Raw genomic sequence first — 21,782 nt, 5'->3', positions numbered from 1 at the left:
TAAAAAATGAAAGCGAAAAGTCATAATTCACCTTCACGACACTATGTGCGCCGAGCTTGCGATGCAAAGTCTCGTCACTTCCTGATAAGTCAGGCTTGCCGCATCAACTGATTGTTGGCGGTTGGATTTCAGGCCCTTAACCGACCCAGCACGTGGCAAAAAAACCGTTCTTTTCCTGATCCTTGCCGATCGAACGCCGTGTCTTGAAACCGATCAAACCATCCGCGCCGCCGACATCGTGGCCAAGGCCCTCCAGGCGCTGTTGCAGGTTTCGAACTGCGCCGCGTGTGGTTTCTTTCATTGGCTTCCATGATCCTGCGAAAGCTTTGTTGCTGCCATAGCGGTCGGCAAGGTGGCCAACGAACAGGGCATAGGTATCGCTCTCGTTGTATTCCTTGATCACATAGAAATTTTCGGTCGCAATGAAGGCTGGCCCATACCGGCCTGCGGGCAACAGGATGTTACCCGGCTTGTTCAATTCATGATCCGGGAATGGCCGTCCGCTGACACGTTTGACGCCTTCACGCACAAAAGCGGAAATTTTTTGCCGGTTGTCCGGACCCTCGCGCGTACAGGAGACGTTTTCCGGCAAGACAACCTCATAGCCCCAGTCCCGGCCCTTTGCCCAGCCGTGTTCTGCAAGGTAATTCGCGATCGAAGCCATCGTGTCGACCTGTGATGTCCAGATATTGCGCTTACCGTCGCCGTCGAAATCGACGGCATATTTCAGATAAGACGATGGCAGGAACTGCGGCTGCCCCATAGCTCCACCCCAGGAGCTTTTCATCGCACGCCTTGAAATGTCGCCGTTCTGCAAGATCCTGAGCGCGGCGATTACCTCCCCTTTGAAAAAATCCGGCCGCTGACCCATGAAAGCCTGCGTGGCGACAACCCGCAGGGCATCGTGAGGGATTTTAGCTCCACCATAGCCCGATTCACGTGCCCAGATTGCCAGGATGATGCGCTTGGGAACGCCATATCGCGCCTCGATCCGCTGAAGTGCGGATGCGTGTTTCTGCATGAGGCTGCGCCCGCCCGGCACAAGTGAATTGAACTGGCTGTCTCTGAAGTAACGCGAAGGCGTTCGGAACTCCGCCTGGAAATTGACTTTCGGAGGCGCGCCCTTGCCACCAGGGCCAACCAGACCCGGAAGTGACGTATCCGGAGCAAGACCGGACAACTCCCTGTCGAGTGTTGCCTGTGAAACACCCGCCTTTCGCGCGGCCGGAATAATTTCACTTTGCAGAAATTGCCGGAACTGGCTGTCGTATTTGCCCGCTGAAGCTGGCAATGATTGACTGCCGAAAATCAAGATGGCGGCAAGTAGAAAGGGCAATGGGCGGATCACAGGCAGGCTCCACAGTCTTAAATCAGCGCTGCAGCCTATCACGATCCGGGGCCAGGACCGACCGACTTTAGAGCTCTGTCCAGCCCAAATGCCGTCCTTCCTGGCTGCTCAGCCAGTCTTTTTCGAAACGGTACCAGCAACCGCCGCGTTTCTGGTCAAAGTGCCTTGAGATTGGAGTTGCCATCAAATGGCACATCAAGAGTGTCCCGACAGCTCCGTGACCGGTAAAAAGCACCGGCTGGTCGTCAGGGATGTGTCGCAACGCGCTGCGAACGCCGTTCACGATGCGATCCTGTGCATCAATCGCCCTTTCCCAACCGCGGATAGAAACCGCAGGGTTGGCAAAAAAAGCGTCCGCTGTCTCTTCAAATTCCTCGGGGGGAAGAAAGCCGGTGGCGCTGCGGTCGTTCTCGTGCAGAAACTGCAATACACGGTGAAAAACATTCAGACGGCCCGAAAACACCTGCGCGGTTTCAACAGCCTTGACCTCGGCGCTCGAAATCACCTGTTTGATCTCTTTGGCAAACGGCAAAAAGGTCGCTTTTCCCGCGCGTTCACGGCCGATGTCGGACAGGCCCCATTCGGGAACGGGGACGTCGGGATCGATTTTCACTTCAGGATGGGTCAGGTAAACGCACCAGGTCATCAGATTACTCCATCGAGCCAGCCAATGATGAGCTCATAGGCGATCGAAATAGACGGCGGTATCTTGTGCTCTTCAGGGTGAGTGCCGGCAACCATTTGACGGACTTCCTCACGACTGCACCACTTGCATGCTTCCAACTCATCGTCTTCAATTTCGATTTCGAAAGTGGTTGCGGTGCCGATACATCCAAGCATCAGGTTTGCCGGAAACGGCCAGGGTTGATTGGAGATCAGCTGAACATCGCCCACGACTATGCCGGATTCTTCGAGCGTTTCGCGTCGCACGGCCTGTTCGATTGATTCGCCAGGCTCCATGAAACCGGCAAGGGTCGTATATATCCCTTCCGGAAGCCGTGCGGGCCGACCGAGCAAGGCACGGTCCCCATCGGTGATCAGCATGATCACGCAAGGGTCAGTGCGCGGAAAATGCGGTGCGCCACAGGTTGGACAATCGCGACGGTATCCAGCTTCTGCCATGACTGATTTCTCACCACAGCTGGAACAAAAGCGGTGCGTGCGATGCCAGTGAATAAGAGCTCTTGCCTGTGCAAGGGCACCAAGGTCCTCAGGCGACAATAGGTTTTTCAGCGCGAGATTTCTCAAGTCGATCGACTGAAGGCCTGGTCGCTCCGACAGGTCATCGTCAGTATGTGGGACGGTGGTTGCAAATACGGCTTGACCGTTTTCAGGCCTTAACCCGAGGAACACCATCTCCTTGGTTTCCGCTCCCAAAGCGACGGCCTCGGAAAGGCTGTGGCCGATCGATTGGATGTCATCGCCCCTGAAGACCAGTGTCTTGTCCGTCGACAGGACAAATTGCGTGTCCGGTCTTTGCAACAGCCCGTCGATATAAGCTTTGTCACCTCGTTTCGTGGATTGCCGGTCAAGTGTGTTGCCGAGAAAACTCATCTCCATCGGTTGGAGACCGGCAGCAGGCGCGCGCATCTAGTATTCCTTGAAAAGGTGAAGGCAGGATGATCGATGCCTGACACTAAGTCGGTGGTTGGGTGCTGTCCAGCGCTAGCCCTGTTCGTGGCTTGTTCAATTCAAGCCGTGGCATCGGCCAGCGCGCGACGGAGGTCCGCAATCAGGCTGTCCGCCTTCTCAGGCTCATAAGCGATTGAAGACACAGCACCCCAGACGGGCCCTGGCCAGGCCGGATCTGCTCTAAATCGGGCAATCACGTGAATATGCAATTGCGATACCTGGTTGCCAAGCGCACCGACATTGAGCTTCTCGCAGTCTGTTGCCACCCTCAGGGCCATGCTGGTCATTGCGATTTCGCGCATCAGCTGTTGCTGGTCCTCAGCGGACAGGTCAATCAGTTCAACAAGATCGGCACCGCGGGGAACCAGCATAAGCCAGGGATAATTTGCGTCTTTCATCAGTCGAAGCTGGGACAGCGGCAAATCTTCAACGAAATAGCTGTCGCCTTCCAGGCGGGGATTGATGGCAAAAGAGGACATGATCTTGTTCCGTGAACACTGAAGCGGGGTTGCGCAATCCGCAGGTGGCGATGTCCCGGATTGCAATTCAACACCATAGAGCTAGATTGAATGCCATGTGAACCGGTCTTCCGCATTCTCAGCCTGAAAGACCTTGTCATCAGTCACTGGGCCTTTGTCATGTCATTGGAAACACTTTTAAGTTTTACGCTTGTTGCCGCATTGCTGGTCATGTCGCCGGGCCCAAATGGTGTGCTGATTGCCAAGACGGTTCCGACATCAGGTCGTGCGGCCGCCTTTTCGAATGTCGGCGGTTTCGTGTCTGCGTTTTTCTTGCATGGATCCCTCTCGATCCTGGGGATCTCCGTTATCCTGGTGCACTCAGCCGAAGCCTTTTTTGTTGTTAAGATGGTTGGTGCTGCCTACCTCTTCTGGATTGGTCTGAAAGCATTGCGCGATGCGCTTTCCCGGAAGGTGATCGCATCGAAGGTTCAACCGGCAGGCAGCAAACGAACGCTGGTTCGGGCCTTTGGTGAAGGTTTCCTAACGAACGCCCTCAACCCCAAGGTTTCGATGTTTTATCTGGCGGCCTTTCCACAGTTCATTCCAGCTGGGGAGGGTGCGATAGCTGCGTCCATGATGCTTGTCGCGACGCATTCCCTGATCAACGCTGTCTGGTTCGGGGCCATGATCATGCTGCTTGCGAAAGTGAGCCGGGCGGCTGGCAATCCCTCATTTCAGCGGTGGCTCAAGGGCGTGACCGGTTTGGTGTTCATGGGATTCGGTCTGAAGCTGGCGACACTGCGTCCCTAATCCGTGGTTTCCATGAATTGCGTTGTTGAAAAAACATCTTTCCAGCCCTTGCCAAACCCCTGGGGGCATCTGATATAAGGCGCTCGGGAGGTTGGTGGTGGACGAGCCACTCGCCAACCGGGTCAGATCCGGAAGGAAGCAGCCCTAACGAGCCTCGGCACGGGTCGCCGTGCCAGCCTCCCACCCATTTCAGCCACAAGATGGCTGCAGGTAACACCGCCCTTTGGAGCGGTGTTTTTTTGTGGCTGGTGTTCCTCGATCTCTCAATCTTTCCTGCAAGCTCACGCTCCAGAAGCGCGCGAAGTGTATTGACAAATATGGTACCAATGTACCAAAATAACAAATGAGCAAAAAGATTGAACGCGTTCAGACCGGTGTGCGTCTGGAGAAGAGGCTTCTCAAGGTTCTCAAAGGCCTTGCGGGGCATCTGGACATTTCTTTGGGCGATTTGATCGAAGGCATGGCGCTCCATTGCTTTGAAAACAAACCGCCCTTTTCGAAAGAAACAATCGGCAAGATCCAACAGCTCAAAAGCGTCTACGATCTGGCACTTTCGGCAGAGGACAGCCATAAACTCAAGGAAGAGTCGCGCGATGACAGATAGGGACTATCGCATCTTGGCCGATCGTTTTGAGGCGGAAACACTAGATGCGAGTGGCTTCAGCCATCTCGACCATATTGGCGTTGCCTGTCAGATGTTGCAGAGATACGATTTTCTGGACGCGGCGCGCACGTATTCCAGGGCATTGCGAGGCATTGCCAGCAAAGCAGGTGCGCCAGACAAGTTCAATCTGACTGTCACCCTGGCTTTCTTGAGCCTTTTGTCGGAGCGAATGGCATCGACTCCCCACCAAACCTTCGGCGAATTCATGGAGAAAAACACCGACCTGATGTCCAGGTCCTTGATGGGAAACTGGTACTCGCCAGACCGTTTGAACAGCAAGAACGCCAGGACGGTTTTCTTGATGCCAGACCGTTGCAATGCTTGAGCTCACCATTGGGTCGGCTCACTGCAAGGTGCGACCTTCACACACAGAAATCTTTTCAATAAGCCGTCCATCTTTGCGAAAAAACCGCTATTGTGCGGCTCATGGATGAAACAGGTTTTCCGGAAGAGGCGGCCGGTGAAGCTCCCGGTCTGATCAGCGATAGCAGTGTGGCGCAACCCGCCGCGCAGGATGGCGCTTACCGTGTGCTCGCACGAAAGTATCGACCCAAGACCTTTGAGGATCTGGTTGGTCAGGAACCAATGGTTCAAACGCTTGAAAACGCGTTTGACACAGGCCGGATTGCCCAAGCCTGGATGCTGACAGGTGTGCGCGGTGTCGGAAAAACGACAACAGCGCGTATTCTCGCACGAGGGCTGAATTACGAAGTGCCCGGCGTCGCCGATCGGCCAACGGTAAAGCTCGATCAGGAAGGCACCCATTGCAAGGCGATCATGGAAGGACGCCATGTCGATGTGATCGAGATGGACGCCGCGTCCCATACCGGTATCAACGACATTCGCGAGATCATTGACGCCTCCCGATATCGTCCGGCCACAGCGCGTTACAAAGTCTATATCATCGACGAAGTCCACATGCTGTCCAATGCGGCTTTCAACGGTCTGCTCAAGACCCTCGAAGAACCGCCGGAACATGTGAAGTTCATTTTCGCGACCACCGAAATTCGCAAAGTTCCAATCACCGTTCTCTCCCGATGTCAGCGCTTTGATTTGCGTCGGATAGATCAGTCGAAACTGATCGGCCTTCTGAAGCGGATTTCTGATGCGGAAGGCATTCAGATTTCGGATGAGGCCTTGATGCTGATTGCCCGGGCAGGTGAAGGCTCTGCGCGCGATTCACTGTCTCTGCTGGATCAGGCGATGGCTCATGGTGGCGGTGCGATCGAAGCTGGTGACCTGCGTGAGATGCTCGGTCTGGCGGATAGGGCAAGGGTTATTGACCTCTTCGGGCACCTGATGAGCGGCGACATTGAAAGCGCGCTTGCAGAACTTCAAGCGCAGTATGATGTCGGAGCGGATCCGGCCATCGTGCTTACGGATCTCGCGGATTTCACCCATCTGGTGACGCGCATGAAGGTGGCGCCAAAGGCTGCCGACGAAGCTTCGGTAACCGAAGCAGAGCGTGGGCGCGGCCGTGAGTTCGCTGAAAAAATTTCCGTGCGCCTGTTGTCCCGGGCGTGGCAGATCCTGCTGAAAGGCGTGCAAGAGGTGCAGGCGGCATCGAAACCGCTCGCTGCCGCGGATATGGTGCTGGTACGATTGGCCTATGCTGTCGACCTGCCGGACCCTGGCGACCTGATGGCACAGATCAAGAATGGCAATAACCCGTTCGCAGGTGCAAGCGCTCCCAGCAGCGCCCCGTCGAGTGGCGGCGGTGGCCCAGGTGGCGGCGCTGGCCCAGGTGGCGGCAGTGGAACGGCGATGGCCGTTGGAGCTTCACATGGTTCAGGACCTGCCGGCGGTGGGCCCTCCATGCAGGCAAGGCCGGCACAAATCTTGGGCCGGCCTCAACTAGCAGCAATCGAAGGCGGTTTGCCGAAAGCTGAAGTGCAGCCAATGGCCACACCCGAACCAAAGGTTTCGGCCGAACCGACCTACAGTCTGAAAAACCTGCATGACTGTGTCGCTCTGGCTTCAGAAAAGCGCGATATCCCGATGAAGGTCGCCATCCAGCGGCAGATGCGGCTTGTCAAGTTCGAACCGGGCAAGATCGAAATTCAGCCAACGGAAGATGCGCCTGCCGATATCGCGGGCGAATTCGGCCGAAAGCTGCTGGAATGGACAGGCCAGAGATGGTTCGTGGTTGTCTCGCGCAATCAGGGCCGTCCAACCATTCATGAAGAGCAGGAAGCCAACCAGCAACAACTGCTGTCGGACGCCAAGTCCCATCCGACGGTCGCTGCTCTGCTTTCAGCATTCCCTGGGGCGAAGGTTGTCGACGTGAAGGTGCAGGTATCGGAAGAGGATGAAGCTGCTCTGGCCGATCCGATGGTTTCAGACCCCCTTTTAGGCGAGGCGCTTGGCGATGACGAAGACGATTGACGGCTCCGGTGATCTGGTGGCCAAGATGGCGAGAGATCACAAGATCAAATGGAATTTCATCTTCTTCTTCGTGACGGGGTTCGTCACGTTCCTGTCCATGTTTGTTATTTCCAGAAGCGGAATTGATGACTTCACCAAGTTCCTTGTTGTGCTGGCCATTATCGGTGTCTTCTTCTTCGTTGCGCTCTATCTCATCGCGAGGATCTTCTATCTTTGTTTCAAGGAGGCGTAGAAGCTGTTTTAGGTCGCCCGGAAACAGGCATTGAATAGTATCGGAGAGCACCTCTCGGACTTGATGCCACCCCACATCCGATCGATGCTCGGGCAGTGAGTTGGGGCTGGTAATTCGCTGAACGTTCTTCTAAACGCTATCATCAAACGAAGCTCGCCGGTTCGGCACACATGCATATTCAAGGAGAGACCCCGTGGACTTCCTCAAGATGATGAAACAGGCCAAGCAGATGCAGGAGCAGATGGGTTCTCTGCAAGAGCAGATCGTCGACATAGAGGCGGTTGCTTCATCCGGCGGCGGCCTTGTCACTGTGACGCTCAACGGAAAAGGTGAGCTCAAAAGCCTGAAAATTGACCCTTCGATGCTGAAGGAAGAAGAAGCTGAAATTCTGGAAGACCTGATCATGGCAGCTCACACGGAAGCCAAGGCCAAAGTCGAGATCCTGATCCAGGAAAAGACCCAGGAGCTCATGGGTGGATTGGGTCTGCCCGCCGATATGAAGCTGCCGTTTTAAGAGACGGGGCAGGCAGCAAATGGCGCAGAAAAGTGTTGCGGGGCCGGAAATCGAGCGGTTGATCCAGCTGCTTGCAAAGTTGCCGGGCCTCGGACCGCGCTCTGCGCGCCGCGCAGCACTTCATCTCATCAAGAAAAAGGATCAGTTATTGGTCCCGCTGGCGGAGGCCATGGGCGTCGCGGTCAGCGAAATTGGCATCTGCAGCACCTGCGGAACGGTCGACACGTCGGACCCTTGCACCATCTGTGCTGATACCAAACGCGATCAGTCGGTTCTGGTCGTTGTGGAAGATGTTGCTGATCTCTGGGCCCTGGAACGCGCCGGAGCTGTCAATGCCCGCTACCATGTACTTGGCGGTACTCTCTCTCCACTTGACGGGGTCGGTCCGGACGATCTCAACCTGGCGACCCTGATAGACCGCTGCGCAAACGAGCCTTTGGACGAGATCATCCTTGCGATCAACGCAACGGTAGAGGGCCAGACGACAGCCCACTACATCATGGATCAGCTTTCGCATCTTGAGGTCAATGTCACCCGGCTGGCACATGGAGTGCCGGTTGGTGGTGAACTCGACTACCTCGATGAGGGCACACTCACGCAGGCGCTGAAGGCCCGGACGCAATTCTGAGGTATGCGGACCTTCTCCAGCTGCCATTCGTCTTGTCCGGAGGTCCGGATTTCAATTCGAATTAGCCGTCTTCAGCGCGCAATCGGAAAATGAACGAAGCACGCCTTTGCGCAGCTTGAGAATCGCTTAGAGCAATCTGCTTGTATTCACGAATTATTGTTCAACGCTGCAAGATTTACTAATACATTTCGTTTTTTTCCGGCGTCTTAGAGCTTGTATATCGGCGTGAATTCTGATCCTTTTTCAGTATTAAAGTCTGATAATCAACAGTTGTATCTTTTTGAAAGGTCACTGCTTCTGATTTAACTCCGCACACAGGGTTTAAGGGGATTTTTTCTCTACTTTTTCTTGTAAGGAGCATGCCGGAATTTTACGGCAGATTTGGTGACTATTTGTTTGAGGTTTTTCGGTGAGCAAAGACACATTCGCGGATGTTTGGGCCGGATTTACGGTCGGCGGCGCAAACGCTTCATTTATCCTCGGTGGATCGGGGACAGCATGTGCCCTGTGGAGCCTTTCAGGAAAACGGGACCGGCTGGATGCACTGATAGTCGGCGCAAGAGTGGGAGCAATGGCTCAAGCGCATCTGGAAGCTCCCTCGCTTGTGTTTGTGCGCGGTGTTCGAGACTTCGAACACTTCAAGTCACTCAGCCTCAGCGATGGCGGTTATGACTGGCAAGCGTCGCTAGGCACGGAGTGGATTTCAAAGAAGAAAGTTGAAATGGCAGCTGGCCTGACCACTTTGATGCCAAAGCTCAGGCCCATCATAAGTGCATATTTAAAGAACCAGGAAAACATTGAGCAAATAGCGGGTTCGAACGAATTCAAGACCGCGTTCAACATCCTTGTTGGCGAGTCGGAAAACCTACTCGACAAGGACTATCTGAAAAGTCGCGATCCTCAAAAGTACTACATTTTTCCGTGCCTTCCGAGTCTTGGAGCAGGTGTCGGGTTTTGGTACGAAAAGACAAAGCTGATCCCGTTTGGAACGCAAAACGCCTGGTATTACGCAAAACCGAAATGGCGCCTGACGCCATCCTCGGGCAATGAACTCATTCTGCAGATTGAAGGCATTCCAGAACCGGACGGCACCGACTTCAACGTGGCCATACGTATAGATGAATGGGGATATGATCCTCGGATCCGTTTCAAGCAGGAAGAAGTCAAATTCACCGGGTCAGACCCGAAAGATCCGCGGAATCTTACCAAGAAAGACCGGACGGGAGAGCTCTTGCCAGCGACAGTGCAACTGGGACGAATGAAAGCGTCTGCCAGAACGACAGCTGCCATGATCCCCAGCCGCAAAAGCCGGACAATCGGGTTCGGCCTTGTTTTGACAAACTCTCAAACAGCAGGTGTTTACGAGCAGGGCTATGCCATTGGTGGCGCGGTCGCCAAGCGGGATCTCGATTACAAGACGATCAAGATCGGCATTGATATCATCAAGGGCGGCTATCCGGTCTGGCAGTCCAAGGAATACGTTAAGGTCTCAACGGACACGCACGGTGAAATCGCCGGTCTGGCGATCGACAAATCCGATCCGAAAGGCAAATGGGACTGGCGAGAGTAGTTCTCGGCGTATTCAGTCAGTTTGAGCCTGCAAAAATCGGAATGGATTTGGTAATCACAACCTTGCTGGTCGTATAGGATCCCTTCGGGCGGATTTTCCAGTAGGCGCGATCCCGTTGGCTGGACTTGGGCTCCTGCACAATTTCATAAACCCGGTCAAAGTCGACACCCTTCTTTGAACTGGCCGATTGCGCCACGTAGAGGGTGCTGCCGTATTGTTCCCAGCACTCCACGATAGCGATGTGTGACTTGTTCCCGGGATTTCGACGAACCTTCGCATTACCGCCTTCAACATCGGCCCAAAGGATGGCGTTGTCATATTTGATATCATCGACGGATCTGGCAACATCGGCAATGAATTTGTACTTCGGAATATATGTCACCATCTTTTGAAATTGGCCGAGAGCGATCAGATAGCTACTGACGAAGCCAACGCAGTCCATGCCGAAATTTGCCCAGGCCCATTGCGGCAACTCGCCAATAGTTTTGTATTTGCTTTCGACAGCGAGGCAACACAGCAGGGAAATTTCCTCCGGCATGCCTTGGCCAGCAAAACAGGAGACGACGCGGGCCTGACAGGTGCGGGTCCATTCTCCTGCTTGTTGATAGTCGCTTCCTGGCTGGTCGCAGAATTTTCGGACAACCCTGAGAAGCGCGTTGCATTCGGCTTTGCGTGCACTCGTGTAGTTGGATCGGTATCCATTCACCGCCACCCGAATAACCGAGTTGCCGACGGGGACAGGCAAAGATTTGTAATGACTGCCATAATCTGCGGGGTACATATTCGAGTGGTGTTGAAAGAACGAGGTTTGCAGATAGGACAGTGCGGGATGTTTCCAAAATTCCTGCATGGGGTTCAGCCTTGAGTGGTTTGCTGGAACAATTTGGCCCACATCAAGTGTCTTCTTTGACGAGAGCTGGCGTAACTATATGAATTATAAGTATTTTGACGTTTTTCTGAGCATTAACTAACTATCGCAGCACACGATTTATTTTGCTGTGACTGCAATCACAGCTTCATCGGATAAAGGCTTGGATTTTTGCTCCGATAGGGCTGTGCGTACGCTGGAGCGGTCTACATTCACCGAAGTAGGTCGCAACGAACATCGGACGTCCGCAAACAAAAAAGGCCGTCCTCTGGACGGCCTTAAAAACTCAGATTGCCGGCTGAGATCAGACCCGCCGTTCCACCATCATCTTCTTGATCTCGGCGATTGCCTTGGCCGGGTTCAGGCCTTTCGGACAAGCCTGAGAGCAGTTCATGATAGTGTGGCAGCGATACAGCCGGAACGGGTCTTCCAGATTGTCGAGCCGCTCGCCTGTTGCCTCGTCGCGGCTATCGATCAGCCAGCGATAGGCCTGAAGCAGTATGGCCGGGCCGAGATAACGGTCACCGTTCCACCAATAGCTCGGGCACGACGTGGAGCAACAAGCACACAGAATGCACTCATATAGACCGTCCAGCTTGACGCGGTCCTCATGGGATTGGCGCCATTCCTTTTCCGGCGCCGGCGAAACGGTCTGCAGCCAGGGTTCAATAGACCGGTGCTGGGCATAGAAGCGGGTCAGGTCCGGCACGAGGTCCTTGACCACCGCCATATGCGGAAGCGGGTAGATCTTGACCACATCGCCGGCAATTTCATCTGTGCCCTTGGTGCAGGCCAGCGTGTTGGTGCCGTCGATATTCATCGCGCAGGAACCACAAATGCCTTCCCGGCAGGAGCGGCGGAACGTCAGCGTCGGGTCGATCTTGTTCTTGATATAGATAAGCCCGTCCAGAACCATCGGCCCGCAATTGTCCGCGTCGACAAAATACGTGTCGACGCGAGGGTTGCGCCCGTCATCCGGATTCCAACGATAGATGCGGTATTCACGCAGGTTGGTCGCCCCCTCCGGCTTGTCCCACACCTTGCCTTCCGTCACCTGAGAGTTCCGAGGAAGCGTCAGCTGAACCATTTGTTACTGCTCCGCGTTGGGCCCGGTTCGCGTCCTGGGCCTGAGTATCTTCAAGCTTCTTCTTTAAGCTCAAGGACCATGTTGTCATTCGTCTGGCCTGTGATCTCGTACCCTCGGTCTGCCAATTCGCTCAGGCAGTCCTCGGTCCAATAAGGCCGGCAATTTGTTTCAAGCAGGATCACACGGGGCCAGAGTGGCCTGTCCGCGTGCCTCAGGAAGGGCAGCACCACCCGGTCTTCGAAACCTTCGACATCCACTTTCAGGAGGTCGATCCGTTTAAGTCCCTGGTCGTCTGTTATGGCGGTCAAGGGCCTGACCTTGACGAAGGTCTGCGACCAGTCTCCGGCCCATTCGCCGGTGGTCAGATCCTTCACAAAGGTGGCGAAACCGCAATTGCTCGGTTCGTGCCAAAGCGGCAGCGTATCTTCGCGTGGACCGACTGCGGAATTGATCACCGTGACACTGTCCAGAGCATTCGCGAAGACATTGAAGCTGAGCTTGGAAGCCGTCTGAGGATTGGCCTCGATCGCAACAACCCTGGCCCCGCGGTGAGCGGCAAAAATCGCATAGGATCCGATATTTGCCCCAACATCCACGAAAGTCTTGCCGGGTCCGAGCAGCGGTTCGATCAGCCTGTGCTCTTCGCGCTCGGGCAGCCGCCCCTTGGCCAGTAACTTTCGGTCGTCATAGTTTTCACCCGGATAAATCCGGAATTTGAGGCCGTCCGCCTCCAGGTCGTAAGGTCCCTTGAAAACCCTTGCGACCAAGGCGCGGATACGCTTGCGCAACCCTCTGGAGAGGTCATGACGATCTGCCAGACGCCAGGCAGCACGAACCAGCCGTTCGGCCCTGTAGGTGCCGAACGGACTGCTTGTGTCCAATAGAGTTGCCGCCTCACTCAACGTGCTGCTTCCTTAGTAGACGCGCGCCTTGGGCGCGATCTTCTTCGGATCGATCCCGCCTTCGTCATGCGTGGTCAGCGGGTCCAGCACGACAGGACGGTAGTCCAGCTTGACCTCGCCTGCGTCATTGACCCATGCCAGGGTGTGCTTGCGCCATTCTTCGTCGTTCCGTCCGGAAAATGGACCGTCCTTGAAGTCCTCGCGCGCGTGCGCACCGCGGCTTTCCTTGCGGGCTTCCGCGCCGTAGACCGTGGTAATGGCGTTGGCCATCAGGTTTTCCAGTTCCAGCGTCTCCACCAGATCGGAATTCCAGATCAAAGACCGGTCGGTGACCTTCAGGTCTTTCATTTCACCCCAGATCTCACTCAGGCGATTGCATCCGGCTTCAAGGCTTTCCTGGGTGCGGAAGACGGCAGCGTCTTCCTGCATGGCGCGTTGCATCTTGTCGCGAAGATCGGCCGTTGCAACTGAGCCGTTGGCGTTCCGCAGCGTGTCGAAACGGTCCATGATCTTGTCGCAGGATGCTTCGCTCGGCGTTGGAATGGCTTCTTTCGGATCAACGACTTCACCGGCCTTGATCGCAGCCGCGCGGCCGAACACCACAAGGTCGATGAGCGAGTTGGAGCCAAGCCGGTTGGCGCCGTGAACCGACGCACAGCCTGCTTCACCAACAGCCATGAGGCCTTGCTGAATGCGGTTCGGATTGTCGCCATCCGCGTTCAGGACTTCCCCCCAATAGTTGGTCGGGATGCCGCCCATGTTGTAGTGAACAGTCGGCAAGACCGGGATCGGATCCTTGGTGACATCGACACCGGCGAAGATGCGCGCCGATTCCGAAATGCCGGGCAAACGTTCAGCCAGCAGCGCCGGGTCCAGGTGATCCAGATGCAGGAAGATGTGATCGTTGTCCTTGCCGACACCGCGGCCTTCACGGATCTCCATCGTCATGCAACGTGAAACAACGTCGCGGGACGCCAAATCCTTGGCTGAAGGCGCATAACGCTCCATAAAGCGTTCACCCTCGGAGTTGACCAGATAACCGCCTTCGCCGCGGGCACCTTCCGTGATCAGGCAACCCGATCCGTAGATTCCGGTCGGATGGAACTGCACGAACTCCATATCCTGTAGCGGCAGCCCCGCGCGTGCCACCATGCCGCCGCCATCGCCGGTGCAGGTATGGGCAGACGTTGCGGAGAAATAGGCACGTCCGTAGCCGCCGGTCGCCAGCACGACCATCTTGGCCGAGAAGCGGTGCATCGTGCCGTCGTCAAGGTTCCAAGCAATCACACCCTGGCAAACACCGTCTTCGGACATGATCAGATCGAGCGCGAAATACTCGATATAGAACTCGGCGTTGTTGCGCAGAGACTGGCCGTAAAGCGTGTGCAAGATAGCATGGCCGGTCCGGTCTGCCGCCGCACAGGTGCGCTGCACGGGCGGGCCTTCGCCGTAATTTTGCATGTGCCCGCCAAAGGGACGCTGGTAGATACGTCCATCCTCGGTTCGCGAGAACGGCACACCGTAGTGCTCGAGTTCATAAACCGCCTTGGGCGCTTCACGGGCAAGGTATTCCATGGCATCGGTGTCACCGAGCCAGTCCGATCCCTTGACCGTGTCATACATGTGCCATTCCCAGCAGTCCGGCGTCATGTTTGTCAGTGACGCGGCGATACCGCCCTGCGCGGCAACAGTGTGGGAACGCGTCGGAAAGACCTTCGTGATACAGGCAGTGCGAAGTCCCTGTTCAGCCATGCCGAGTGTCGCGCGCAGACCCGCACCACCGGCACCAACAACGACCACATCATATTTGTGGTCGACAAATTCATACGTCTTGGCCATTCGGGTCAGCCTCCAAAGCCAATTTTAAGAACCGCAAAAATGCAGCCGAAGCCGATAAAGGCGCAAAAGAAGGTGTTTGCCATAAGCGTCAGGAACTTGATGCCATCGCCATGCACATAGTCCTCGATGATGACCTGCATACCGAGTTTCATGTGATAGACGCCGGAGAGGATCACCAGGAGGAGGATAATGGAAACAAGCGGATTCTTGAGCGTTTCGATCACATCGCCATGGCTGGCGCCTTGCATCGAAATCACCAGGATCACAAAGAATGAAATCAGAAAGACGTTGGCGACGGCTGTCAGGCGCTGTTTCCAGAAGTGGTCTGTGCCTTCTTTTGCCGATCCAAGTCCGAGAACCTTGTTCAGGGGTGTGCGCATATCTGTCATGACACTCTCCTTTATCGAACGATGTAGCCGATGATCCAAAGGATCAGCGTGAGCGAGACAGAGCCGACTATGGTCGCCTTGGCGAGCCACTCCCGGGCGTCCTTGCCAAAGCCGGCGCCCATATCCCACACAAAGTGCCGAAGACCGCCGAGCATGTGATGTACCAGCGCCCAGGTGAAGCCGAACAGGATCAGGCGGCCCAGAATTGAGCCGTAAATCTCGTTGACGAAATCGAAATAAGCCGGCCCGGCTGCAGCTGCGATGAGCCACCATGCCAGAAGGATGGTGCCGAAATAGAGTGCTGCACCGGTAATACGATGCAGTATGGACATGACCATCGTCAGAATAGGCTTATAAATCTGAAGATGGGGCGATAGCGGGCGGTTGCCCCGCAGATCGGCGTTCGGCATGGAATTCCTCTCCCGTACGACGCAGAGCGACATGAGGCAAGAATGCATCATTCGCCTTTTGGAGACGCACCGCACCGGTAATGGGCGACACTGGCAAACGTGACATCCTTAGCTCATTTCGCTCAAGTTTACGTTTACGCAAACGTAAGCAAATCAAAGCGTTGTCTAGAGGGGTTCTAGCGCTAACGCCTTCAAACGTCAAAATATCCTAAAGGCCAAAACGAGCGGAGACTACTTCTGAATCGTTTTAATTCACACGGTGACAAAAAGTGACTGGCGCAAGAGGTTCGCTCGGAGCTGTATCCCTTGTGCAATGCAGGTTTGTCTCTTTCACACACTTCACGCAATTCAGCAGCAATGCTCAAGCCGGATGCGGCACGCCGAAGACGGACCAACCGGTACTGTGCGCAAAGGTTTCCATGGCCTCCGTTCCCAATTTCGAATTGCCATACCGGTTCAGCCCGGGTGACCAAACGGCGATTGCTGCACGTCCTGGAGAAATAACCAGAATGCCGCCGCCGACACCGCTCTTGCCGGGCATTCCGACCCGAAAGGCAAAGTCTCCGGACCCGTCATAGTGGCCGCAAGTCATCATGAGTGCGTTGATTCGCCGCCGCCGTTCGATGGAAACGAGTGCCGGCATGGTGGGAGAATCGACCAAGAAGCGTCCAGCGAGGGCCAGTTGTCGGCAGGTCATTTCCACGGCGCATTGATGGCAATAGGTGCCAAGAACCTTGTCGACGGAATTGCGCAAGTTGCCATGCGAGGCAAGATAATGTGCCAGCGAGAAGTTTCGGTGCCCGGTCGCAATTTCCGATTTGGCGACATCTTCGTTGATATGAATGCTGTCGTCGTCTGCAGCTGCGCGCATGAACCTCAAAAGTGCGGCCAGCGCTTCGCGCGGAGATGATCCGGAAAGGTAGGTATCCGTCGTTACCAGGGCGCCTGCATTGATAAATGGATTGCGCGGAATACCGTCCTCCCGCTCTAGCAGCAGGATCGAATCGAACGACAGGCCGGAGGGTTCGCGGCCGACCCGGTTCCACAACTGGTCGCCGACGTGTCCAAGCGCAAGGGCGAGCGCAAAGACCTTCGACACTGACTGTATTGAAAAGGGCGTGTCAGCATCGCCTGCACAAAACACGTCCCCACTCGCCAGCGCGACGCACATTCCGAATTGCTCGGGATCTATGTCGGCAAGTTCTGGAATGTAGGTTGCCACGCTGCCTTTGTCGGGGCTGGAAGCCGCTGCTGCCGCGATTTCTGTCAATAAACTCTGCATGTCTTCCTTCCGCTTGAAGAGGCAGTTCTTCAGATCGGTGGGCCGGATGCAAGGGTTTGAAGAGAGGAACCGTCAGAAATGCCGGAAACTTGGGCAATAAGAGCGGCTAGCTCCTTTGATCAATGCTTGAGTAACCGGGATGTTTGGCCGCGAGCATCTTGAACAGATGCAGCATGAAAATCGTGGCAAAAATCGGCGTTACCAGATTTAGGATTGGCACCGCCAACAGGCCAGCGATAATCAGGCCTGCAAGAAAGACGGTCCCGCTCCGTGCTTTTCTGAATGCTTTTGCCTCCGCAGCGGGCATGAAACGCATTGCAGCAAATTCGAAGAATTCTCGTCCCAACAGGTAGCCGTTCACCAGGAAAAAAGCGATCAGGTTAATGCCGGGAACCAGAAGCAGCAGGAGCGCAAAAATGTTCCCCAGAATGACAACGCCTGTGAATTTGATGGTCTGGCCAATCGATTGCGCAAATGGCAATGCACGGCCCGGTCGGTCGCCAGGATAGTCACGCGCCTCGACAATGTCGGCTATGTCATCTTGGAAAAGACCTGCAAAGAGCGCTGAGATTGGCGCAATCAGAAAGCCAAGCGCGAATATCGCACCAATGCCGGTCAGGATCGAAAGTGCTGTGTCCATCCATCCATAGGGCAACTCGACAAAGTTTACGACCAAGCCCTGGAGAGTGATCCAGACAACCAGCAGGACACCGAGTGTAAAGCCGAGCATTTTCCAGAAGATTGAACGAAACGGAGGTTCAAAAACCTGAGACATGGCTCTGGAAGCGGCTTGGAACATGAGACCTGCAAAATTAAGTGAACGACTGCTTCGACATAAGTGCGGCGAAGAACCGGCGCAAGTGCATCGGAAGGGCTCTCTCAAACCTGTTGTGAGCGTTTTGGCGTATCGGGGAGATCGTCGGGAGCTACGGGGCGTTGCACGTTTTCTGCAAAATCAATGCGAAAAACCTCATCGAACGCGTCCAACCTTTCCCCGGATTGGATGGAAACCTGTTTGCGTTGAAAAGGCATCCGATCTGGTCGGGCGCCGCCTTGCAGAGGGTTTCCGATAGTATGAATAATTCAGACACAACCAGTTCAGAACCTGCAAATAGTCCCAAGCCGCATTCAAATGGCGGTCATGGCAAATCCAAATCATTTCTGAATTCACCTGCCGTCAAATTCGTTTTGATTGGCTTTGTAACGATGGTGCTTTTGGTTCCCAGCCTTTTTGTCTGGGTACTTGTTGAAGAGCGGGCGGATCGAGCGCAAGAGGTCGCGCGTGATATCGCAAAATCCTGGGGAGGTACGCAGGAAGTGAACGGCCCGTATCTGGTGGTTCCCTACACGGAGACTTACCGGCAGGAGATCGACGACAAGAGCGTGACCAAGGTTGTACAGCGCGCGGCTGTCCTGTTTCCAGAAGTATTGGAAATTGGAGGTGACATTGCTGTCGAGGACCGCAAAAAGTCAATCTATTCACTGCCGGTTTATCACGGGAGCTTGCAATTGCGTGGTCGCTTTGCCGCGCGTCCTACCAATATGTTCCGCGCCATGCATGGGGGGACAATTACCGTTGCCTACAACCATGCCCTGCTAACCATCGGTATCGGTGATGTCCGGGCGCTGAAAAGCGAAGTCAGCCTGAAGCTGAATGGAGCGCAGTCTCTGCCATTCGAGCCGGGCCTTGGACCCCTTGAGATGAACCCGCAATACCGGGCGGGCCGTGCTCAAAGCCCTTCAGGCATTAACGTTGCCATTCCACACGCAACATGGCGAGACGGTTTCACGTTCGACATTCCGCTGCAATTGAATGGCTCCAGGGCAATTTATGTAGCGCCTGCCGGACAAACCACCAAGGTAGCTCTCAAGTCTGACTGGCCACATCCTGGATTCACGGGGGCGTTCCTGCCCGAAACCCGTGAGATCTCTGAAAGCGGATTTGATGCCAAATGGACCATCCCCTATCTGGCTCGTGGCATTCCGAAAGTTCTGGTCACCAATTCGGTGCCCCTTCAGGACAAGATGCTGGGCGTGAAATTCGTTGAACCTGTTGATTTCTATCAGACAATTTCCCGATCGCTCAAATACGCCATCGGTTTCATCAGCTTGACATTTCTCGCAGTATTTGTGCTCGAGATGCGGTCCGGATGGCACTTCCACTGGATCCAGTATGGCTTGGTTGGGCTGGCCTTGATCATCTTCTATGTCATGTTGCTCGCCTTCGCAGAACACGTTGGCTATGCGTTGGCCTATCTGATAGCCGCTCTGGCGGCGACTGTTTTGAACGCTGCGTATGTTGGCACATCGCTTCGCAGCAAGGTCGCAGGATTGGTTATGTTTCTGGTTTTGGCGAGCATTTTCAGTGTTTTGTACGCGCTCATGCGCGAGCAGGACTACGCTTTGCTGATCGGATCCGTCATTGCATTCGTTGCACTGGCAGTGACAATGTTCGTGACACAACGCATCGATTGGTCAGGCCAGCAGGCATAGACCCAATCGAGACGTCGTTGCCCCACTTAAATGCGGGTCTTTTGAAGCGATACCGGGCGGGCCTCACGGCTCGCCTGATCTCTATCGCGGCCTTTTTGTCTATTGCGCTGGCAGCAGCGGTACCTGGGGTCCATGCACCCTTATCTGGTTTTGTCACGTGACACTCACGCTCTTGTGCTGGGACGGCCATGTGAGTTGAGTTGCCACTCTCCCGCGTTACGTTACCTCTTTGTGGTAACCGATGGAGGATTACTGATGAAGCGTAAGCTGCCCCTTATTCTCGCCACCCTGATGCTTGGCGCCGCTCAATTCTCTCCCGCACAGGCTGGAACGGCCGTTTTTGCAGGTGGATGTTTTTGGTGCGTTGAGTCTGATCTCGAAAAGTTGCCCGGTGTGAGGGATGTGGTGTCCGGCTATGCCGGCGGGAAGACACAAAACCCGACATACAAGAACTATGAACGCGGTGGTCACCGTGAGGTCGTGAAAGTCGACTTCGACGAAAGCAAAATCAGTTATGCAGACCTTGTCGCGATCTTTTTGCGCACGGTCGATGTGACGGATGCCGGTGGTCAGTTCTGCGATAGGGGTTTTGGGTATTCAACAGCCATTCATCCATTGGACGATGCTCAGGCGAAACAGGCCAAACAGGAACTCGATAAAGCCAACAAGATCCTTGGCGGCAAGGTTGTGACCCCGATCGAGGGTGCAGCGGTCTTCTGGCCTGCTGAGGATTACCATCAGGCCTATTATAAAAGCGATGTCCGCACCCTGACGAGGTTCGGCTATGTCACCCGGGCGGAGGCCTACAAGGGCTATCGCAAGGCTTGCGGCCGCGATGCGCGGGTGAAGTCTGTATGGGGGGACGAAGCCTTCAAGGGCATACCGAAAGCCGGGTCTTAAAGACGGGCATACCCAGCGCCCGAAATGTGTTGCGTATCACTGTATGAATGAAAAATCAGCCGTAGGCTTTATCATGTTTGCCGTAAGGTAACTTTGCGCTACAATTTATTTCGTGGGCTCACCCTTGGGAGGGCGCTGGTATGCTAAGCTTGTTTGGAAGTCGAACTGCAGCGGAGCCGGAATTCATTTCCGAACTGAGGGCCGTAGAAACGGAAGATCGCCTGCGCGCCGGCCTTGCCGGTTTGCTGGAAGAAACCGATCTGGAAATCAGGGACACCAATACTCCGACCGAATTCACGGCCGAGGCAACTGTGGTCATCATGAAGGTCGTGTTGGCTGTCGTGGGGCGGGACTTCAATCATCTGTCTTTCGAAAACAGGTTCGTGACAGGTCTTTTCGGTTTTCTGGTCGCACACAATCTGTGCCGCCGCACTCACGCCGACCTTGGCGTGGTTCTGGGGATTGCGGGTCTCGACCTGTTCACTCGTGAGGAAATCGACCAGATCTACAAGCTCGGCTCCTCTTACCGCCGCCTGCGACAGCATCGGCAGATGCATCTTGCGTTGCGGGAAATCATCGACGAATTTCTGACGCATCCGGACGAAGAGACGCTGGGCAACCTGACAGGTGTCTATCAGCTCTGTTTGCGCCCGGAAGCGTGATCAGCCCGAAATCGCCTGAAGATCAAAAGCGGTAACCAACTCCGACCTGAAAGATGTCTGCGTTGCCTTCAGCCGTAAAACTTTGTGTCCCCGGGACACTGTATCGCTGGTCGCTGAATTCGTAGTGTTTGTAGTCGGCTCTTGCAAAGAGGCCTTCGGTGATGCGGGCCTCTAGCCCTCCACCGAGAACATACCCGACTTGGGTGTTTTCGTCGCTGGCACCATCGCTCTTTCGCTCAATTTCGTAGTTGCCGAAGCCGATACCGCCGGACAGATATGGCATGAACCGTCCGACATCGTATCCAATCCTGACGGTTGCGCTTGAGAGCCAATTGGATTTCTGCCTGAAATTGCCCGAGCTGGAGTTGCCGCGAAAATTCGTGAACGCGCCTTCGACGCCTGCGCCAAACACGATACTGTTGAACTGATGATCGTATCCAAGCGATCCTCCGAAGAGCGCAGACCTGAAAAAAGCATCCAATCCCAGACTATCGGTTCCTTGCAGAAAACCACCGCCGGCAAACAGAACGGCATTGAAGCCTGTCCAGCCCACGGGTTTCAGACGCAGATTTTCCGGCGATCCGAATTGTGCAACAGGAAGAACGTCTGTCGGAATGTCTGCTGCTTCGGAAACAGAAACCCCGACTGACATGGCGATGACAACAAGCGGCGTGAAACGCATGGATAGACCCCTGAATACAACCTT

At 55.0% G+C, this 21,782-nt stretch carries 24 protein-coding genes and 1 other RNA gene; 12 read left to right on the top strand and 13 right to left on the bottom strand.

Annotated elements, in window-relative coordinates; genetic code table 11:
- Positions 1-136: 136 nt before the first annotated feature.
- The 4 genes from Q0835_RS14785 to Q0835_RS14770 all read right to left on the bottom strand — a co-directional run bounded on the left by Q0835_RS14785 (position 137) and on the right by Q0835_RS14770 (position 3,459).
- Positions 137-1,345, bottom strand: coding sequence for a lytic murein transglycosylase (locus tag Q0835_RS14785; protein WP_298962502.1), 1,209 nt, complete (start codon positions 1,343-1,345; stop codon positions 137-139).
- A 70-nt stretch (positions 1,346-1,415) separates the two neighbouring features.
- Positions 1,416-1,994 (bottom strand): histidine phosphatase family protein, encoded by a 579-nt coding sequence (locus Q0835_RS14780; protein WP_298962422.1) that lies wholly within the window; start codon positions 1,992-1,994, stop codon positions 1,416-1,418.
- A complete protein-coding gene (gene nudC / locus Q0835_RS14775) occupies positions 1,994-2,938 on the bottom strand; it encodes an NAD(+) diphosphatase (protein WP_298962419.1) in 945 nt (314 codons plus the stop codon). Before nudC ends, Q0835_RS14780 begins: the two co-directional genes overlap by 1 nt.
- A gap of 101 nt (positions 2,939-3,039) precedes the next feature.
- On the bottom strand, positions 3,040-3,459 hold the full coding sequence (locus tag Q0835_RS14770) for an HIT family protein (RefSeq protein ID WP_298962417.1): 420 nt from the start codon (positions 3,457-3,459) through the stop codon (positions 3,040-3,042).
- A 159-nt stretch (positions 3,460-3,618) separates the two neighbouring features.
- Here Q0835_RS14770 and Q0835_RS14765 point away from each other — a divergent pair, with 159 nt between their 5' ends.
- The 9 genes from Q0835_RS14765 to Q0835_RS14725 all read left to right on the top strand — a co-directional run bounded on the left by Q0835_RS14765 (position 3,619) and on the right by Q0835_RS14725 (position 10,244).
- Positions 3,619-4,251 carry a LysE family translocator gene (locus tag Q0835_RS14765; RefSeq protein WP_298962500.1) on the top strand — a complete coding sequence of 211 codons (633 nt, stop codon included), beginning with the start codon at positions 3,619-3,621 and terminating at the stop codon, positions 4,249-4,251.
- Between the two features lie 86 nt (positions 4,252-4,337).
- Positions 4,338-4,435, top strand: an RNA gene (gene ffs, locus Q0835_RS14760) — signal recognition particle sRNA small type.
- 159 nt (positions 4,436-4,594) lie between these two features.
- The gene (locus Q0835_RS14755; protein ID WP_298962415.1) at positions 4,595-4,855 is read left to right on the top strand and encodes a hypothetical protein; all 261 of its coding nucleotides are present in this window, start codon (positions 4,595-4,597) and stop codon (positions 4,853-4,855) included.
- Complete coding sequence (locus Q0835_RS14750; RefSeq protein ID WP_298962412.1) at positions 4,845-5,240, top strand: hypothetical protein; 396 nt, start codon at positions 4,845-4,847, stop codon at positions 5,238-5,240. The genes Q0835_RS14755 and Q0835_RS14750 overlap by 11 nt, the downstream gene beginning before the upstream one ends.
- Positions 5,241-5,341: 101 nt before the next feature.
- Positions 5,342-7,300, top strand: a complete 1,959-nt coding sequence (locus tag Q0835_RS14745) for a DNA polymerase III subunit gamma/tau (RefSeq protein ID WP_298962410.1) — start codon at positions 5,342-5,344, stop codon at positions 7,298-7,300.
- Entirely contained in the window at positions 7,284-7,532 is a 249-nt protein-coding gene (locus Q0835_RS14740) for a hypothetical protein (protein WP_298962407.1), read from the top strand. Before Q0835_RS14745 ends, Q0835_RS14740 begins: the two co-directional genes overlap by 17 nt.
- A gap of 208 nt (positions 7,533-7,740) precedes the next feature.
- The gene (locus Q0835_RS14735; RefSeq protein ID WP_298819153.1) at positions 7,741-8,046 is read left to right on the top strand and encodes a YbaB/EbfC family nucleoid-associated protein; all 306 of its coding nucleotides are present in this window, start codon (positions 7,741-7,743) and stop codon (positions 8,044-8,046) included.
- A gap of 19 nt (positions 8,047-8,065) precedes the next feature.
- Positions 8,066-8,674: a recombination mediator RecR gene (gene recR, locus Q0835_RS14730; RefSeq protein WP_298962406.1), complete on the top strand. Its 609-nt coding sequence runs from the start codon at positions 8,066-8,068 to the stop codon at positions 8,672-8,674.
- Between the two features lie 409 nt (positions 8,675-9,083).
- Positions 9,084-10,244: a hypothetical protein gene (locus tag Q0835_RS14725; RefSeq protein ID WP_298962405.1), complete on the top strand. Its 1,161-nt coding sequence runs from the start codon at positions 9,084-9,086 to the stop codon at positions 10,242-10,244.
- Positions 10,245-10,260: 16 nt separating this feature from the next.
- On the opposite strand, the gene Q0835_RS14720 is transcribed toward Q0835_RS14725, so the two are convergent.
- From Q0835_RS14720 to Q0835_RS14685, 8 genes are all read right to left on the bottom strand, one after another.
- On the bottom strand, positions 10,261-11,094 hold the full coding sequence (locus Q0835_RS14720; protein ID WP_298962404.1) for a hypothetical protein: 834 nt from the start codon (positions 11,092-11,094) through the stop codon (positions 10,261-10,263).
- A 322-nt stretch (positions 11,095-11,416) separates the two neighbouring features.
- Positions 11,417-12,199, bottom strand: a complete 783-nt coding sequence (locus Q0835_RS14715; protein ID WP_152503975.1) for a succinate dehydrogenase iron-sulfur subunit — start codon at positions 12,197-12,199, stop codon at positions 11,417-11,419.
- A gap of 50 nt (positions 12,200-12,249) precedes the next feature.
- Positions 12,250-13,101: an FkbM family methyltransferase gene (locus Q0835_RS14710; RefSeq protein ID WP_298962402.1), complete on the bottom strand. Its 852-nt coding sequence runs from the start codon at positions 13,099-13,101 to the stop codon at positions 12,250-12,252.
- A gap of 12 nt (positions 13,102-13,113) precedes the next feature.
- A complete protein-coding gene (gene sdhA, locus Q0835_RS14705) occupies positions 13,114-14,940 on the bottom strand; it encodes a succinate dehydrogenase flavoprotein subunit (RefSeq protein ID WP_298962400.1) in 1,827 nt (608 codons plus the stop codon).
- 5 nt (positions 14,941-14,945) lie between these two features.
- Positions 14,946-15,329, bottom strand: coding sequence for a succinate dehydrogenase, hydrophobic membrane anchor protein (gene sdhD, locus Q0835_RS14700; protein ID WP_298818775.1), 384 nt, complete (start codon positions 15,327-15,329; stop codon positions 14,946-14,948).
- 11 nt (positions 15,330-15,340) lie between these two features.
- Positions 15,341-15,739 (bottom strand): succinate dehydrogenase, cytochrome b556 subunit, encoded by a 399-nt coding sequence (sdhC, locus tag Q0835_RS14695; protein ID WP_298818777.1) that lies wholly within the window; start codon positions 15,737-15,739, stop codon positions 15,341-15,343.
- A gap of 361 nt (positions 15,740-16,100) precedes the next feature.
- The gene (locus Q0835_RS14690; protein WP_298962398.1) at positions 16,101-17,021 is read right to left on the bottom strand and encodes a glutaminase; all 921 of its coding nucleotides are present in this window, start codon (positions 17,019-17,021) and stop codon (positions 16,101-16,103) included.
- A 106-nt stretch (positions 17,022-17,127) separates the two neighbouring features.
- Positions 17,128-17,820 carry a sulfate transporter family protein gene (locus Q0835_RS14685; RefSeq protein ID WP_298962396.1) on the bottom strand — a complete coding sequence of 231 codons (693 nt, stop codon included), beginning with the start codon at positions 17,818-17,820 and terminating at the stop codon, positions 17,128-17,130.
- A 275-nt stretch (positions 17,821-18,095) separates the two neighbouring features.
- On the opposite strand from Q0835_RS14685, the gene creD reads away from it, so the two are divergent.
- The 3 genes from creD to Q0835_RS14670 all read left to right on the top strand — a co-directional run bounded on the left by creD (position 18,096) and on the right by Q0835_RS14670 (position 21,076).
- Complete coding sequence (creD, locus tag Q0835_RS14680) at positions 18,096-19,514, top strand: cell envelope integrity protein CreD (RefSeq protein ID WP_298962394.1); 1,419 nt, start codon at positions 18,096-18,098, stop codon at positions 19,512-19,514.
- 255 nt (positions 19,515-19,769) lie between these two features.
- Positions 19,770-20,414 carry a peptide-methionine (S)-S-oxide reductase MsrA gene (gene msrA / locus Q0835_RS14675; RefSeq protein WP_298818786.1) on the top strand — a complete coding sequence of 215 codons (645 nt, stop codon included), beginning with the start codon at positions 19,770-19,772 and terminating at the stop codon, positions 20,412-20,414.
- Positions 20,415-20,554: 140 nt separating this feature from the next.
- Positions 20,555-21,076 carry a hypothetical protein gene (locus tag Q0835_RS14670; RefSeq protein ID WP_298962392.1) on the top strand — a complete coding sequence of 174 codons (522 nt, stop codon included), beginning with the start codon at positions 20,555-20,557 and terminating at the stop codon, positions 21,074-21,076.
- Between the two features lie 22 nt (positions 21,077-21,098).
- On the opposite strand, the gene Q0835_RS14665 is transcribed toward Q0835_RS14670, so the two are convergent.
- Positions 21,099-21,758 (bottom strand): outer membrane beta-barrel protein, encoded by a 660-nt coding sequence (locus tag Q0835_RS14665; RefSeq protein WP_298962390.1) that lies wholly within the window; start codon positions 21,756-21,758, stop codon positions 21,099-21,101.
- Between the last annotated feature and the right edge of the window lie 24 nt (positions 21,759-21,782).

It is taken from the genome of uncultured Roseibium sp., assembly GCF_947499295.1.
GTDB lineage: Bacteria > Pseudomonadota > Alphaproteobacteria > Rhizobiales > Stappiaceae > Roseibium.
The sequence above is the reverse complement of the archived record's forward strand: the minus strand, read 5'-3'. Positions and strand labels throughout refer to the sequence as shown.

Coding starts and splice junctions, on each gene's coding strand:
- Q0835_RS14780 (WP_298962422.1), bottom strand. CDS start 1,994: ATGACCTGGTGCGTTTACCTGACCCATCCTGAAGTGAAAATCGATCCC.
- nudC (WP_298962419.1), bottom strand. CDS start 2,938: ATGCGCGCGCCTGCTGCCGGTCTCCAACCGATGGAGATGAGTTTTCTC.
- Q0835_RS14770 (WP_298962417.1), bottom strand. CDS start 3,459: ATGTCCTCTTTTGCCATCAATCCCCGCCTGGAAGGCGACAGCTATTTC.
- Q0835_RS14765 (WP_298962500.1), top strand. CDS start 3,619: ATGTCATTGGAAACACTTTTAAGTTTTACGCTTGTTGCCGCATTGCTG.
- Q0835_RS14755 (WP_298962415.1), top strand. CDS start 4,595: ATGAGCAAAAAGATTGAACGCGTTCAGACCGGTGTGCGTCTGGAGAAG.
- Q0835_RS14750 (WP_298962412.1), top strand. CDS start 4,845: ATGACAGATAGGGACTATCGCATCTTGGCCGATCGTTTTGAGGCGGAA.
- Q0835_RS14745 (WP_298962410.1), top strand. CDS start 5,342: ATGGATGAAACAGGTTTTCCGGAAGAGGCGGCCGGTGAAGCTCCCGGT.
- Q0835_RS14740 (WP_298962407.1), top strand. CDS start 7,284: ATGACGAAGACGATTGACGGCTCCGGTGATCTGGTGGCCAAGATGGCG.
- Q0835_RS14735 (WP_298819153.1), top strand. CDS start 7,741: ATGATGAAACAGGCCAAGCAGATGCAGGAGCAGATGGGTTCTCTGCAA.
- recR (WP_298962406.1), top strand. CDS start 8,066: ATGGCGCAGAAAAGTGTTGCGGGGCCGGAAATCGAGCGGTTGATCCAG.
- Q0835_RS14720 (WP_298962404.1), bottom strand. CDS start 11,094: ATGCAGGAATTTTGGAAACATCCCGCACTGTCCTATCTGCAAACCTCG.
- Q0835_RS14715 (WP_152503975.1), bottom strand. CDS start 12,199: ATGGTTCAGCTGACGCTTCCTCGGAACTCTCAGGTGACGGAAGGCAAG.
- sdhA (WP_298962400.1), bottom strand. CDS start 14,940: ATGGCCAAGACGTATGAATTTGTCGACCACAAATATGATGTGGTCGTT.
- sdhD (WP_298818775.1), bottom strand. CDS start 15,329: ATGACAGATATGCGCACACCCCTGAACAAGGTTCTCGGACTTGGATCG.
- sdhC (WP_298818777.1), bottom strand. CDS start 15,739: ATGCCGAACGCCGATCTGCGGGGCAACCGCCCGCTATCGCCCCATCTT.
- Q0835_RS14690 (WP_298962398.1), bottom strand. CDS start 17,021: ATGCAGAGTTTATTGACAGAAATCGCGGCAGCAGCGGCTTCCAGCCCC.
- Q0835_RS14685 (WP_298962396.1), bottom strand. CDS start 17,820: ATGTTCCAAGCCGCTTCCAGAGCCATGTCTCAGGTTTTTGAACCTCCG.
- creD (WP_298962394.1), top strand. CDS start 18,096: ATGAATAATTCAGACACAACCAGTTCAGAACCTGCAAATAGTCCCAAG.
- msrA (WP_298818786.1), top strand. CDS start 19,770: ATGAAGCGTAAGCTGCCCCTTATTCTCGCCACCCTGATGCTTGGCGCC.
- Q0835_RS14670 (WP_298962392.1), top strand. CDS start 20,555: ATGCTAAGCTTGTTTGGAAGTCGAACTGCAGCGGAGCCGGAATTCATT.
- Q0835_RS14665 (WP_298962390.1), bottom strand. CDS start 21,758: ATGCGTTTCACGCCGCTTGTTGTCATCGCCATGTCAGTCGGGGTTTCT.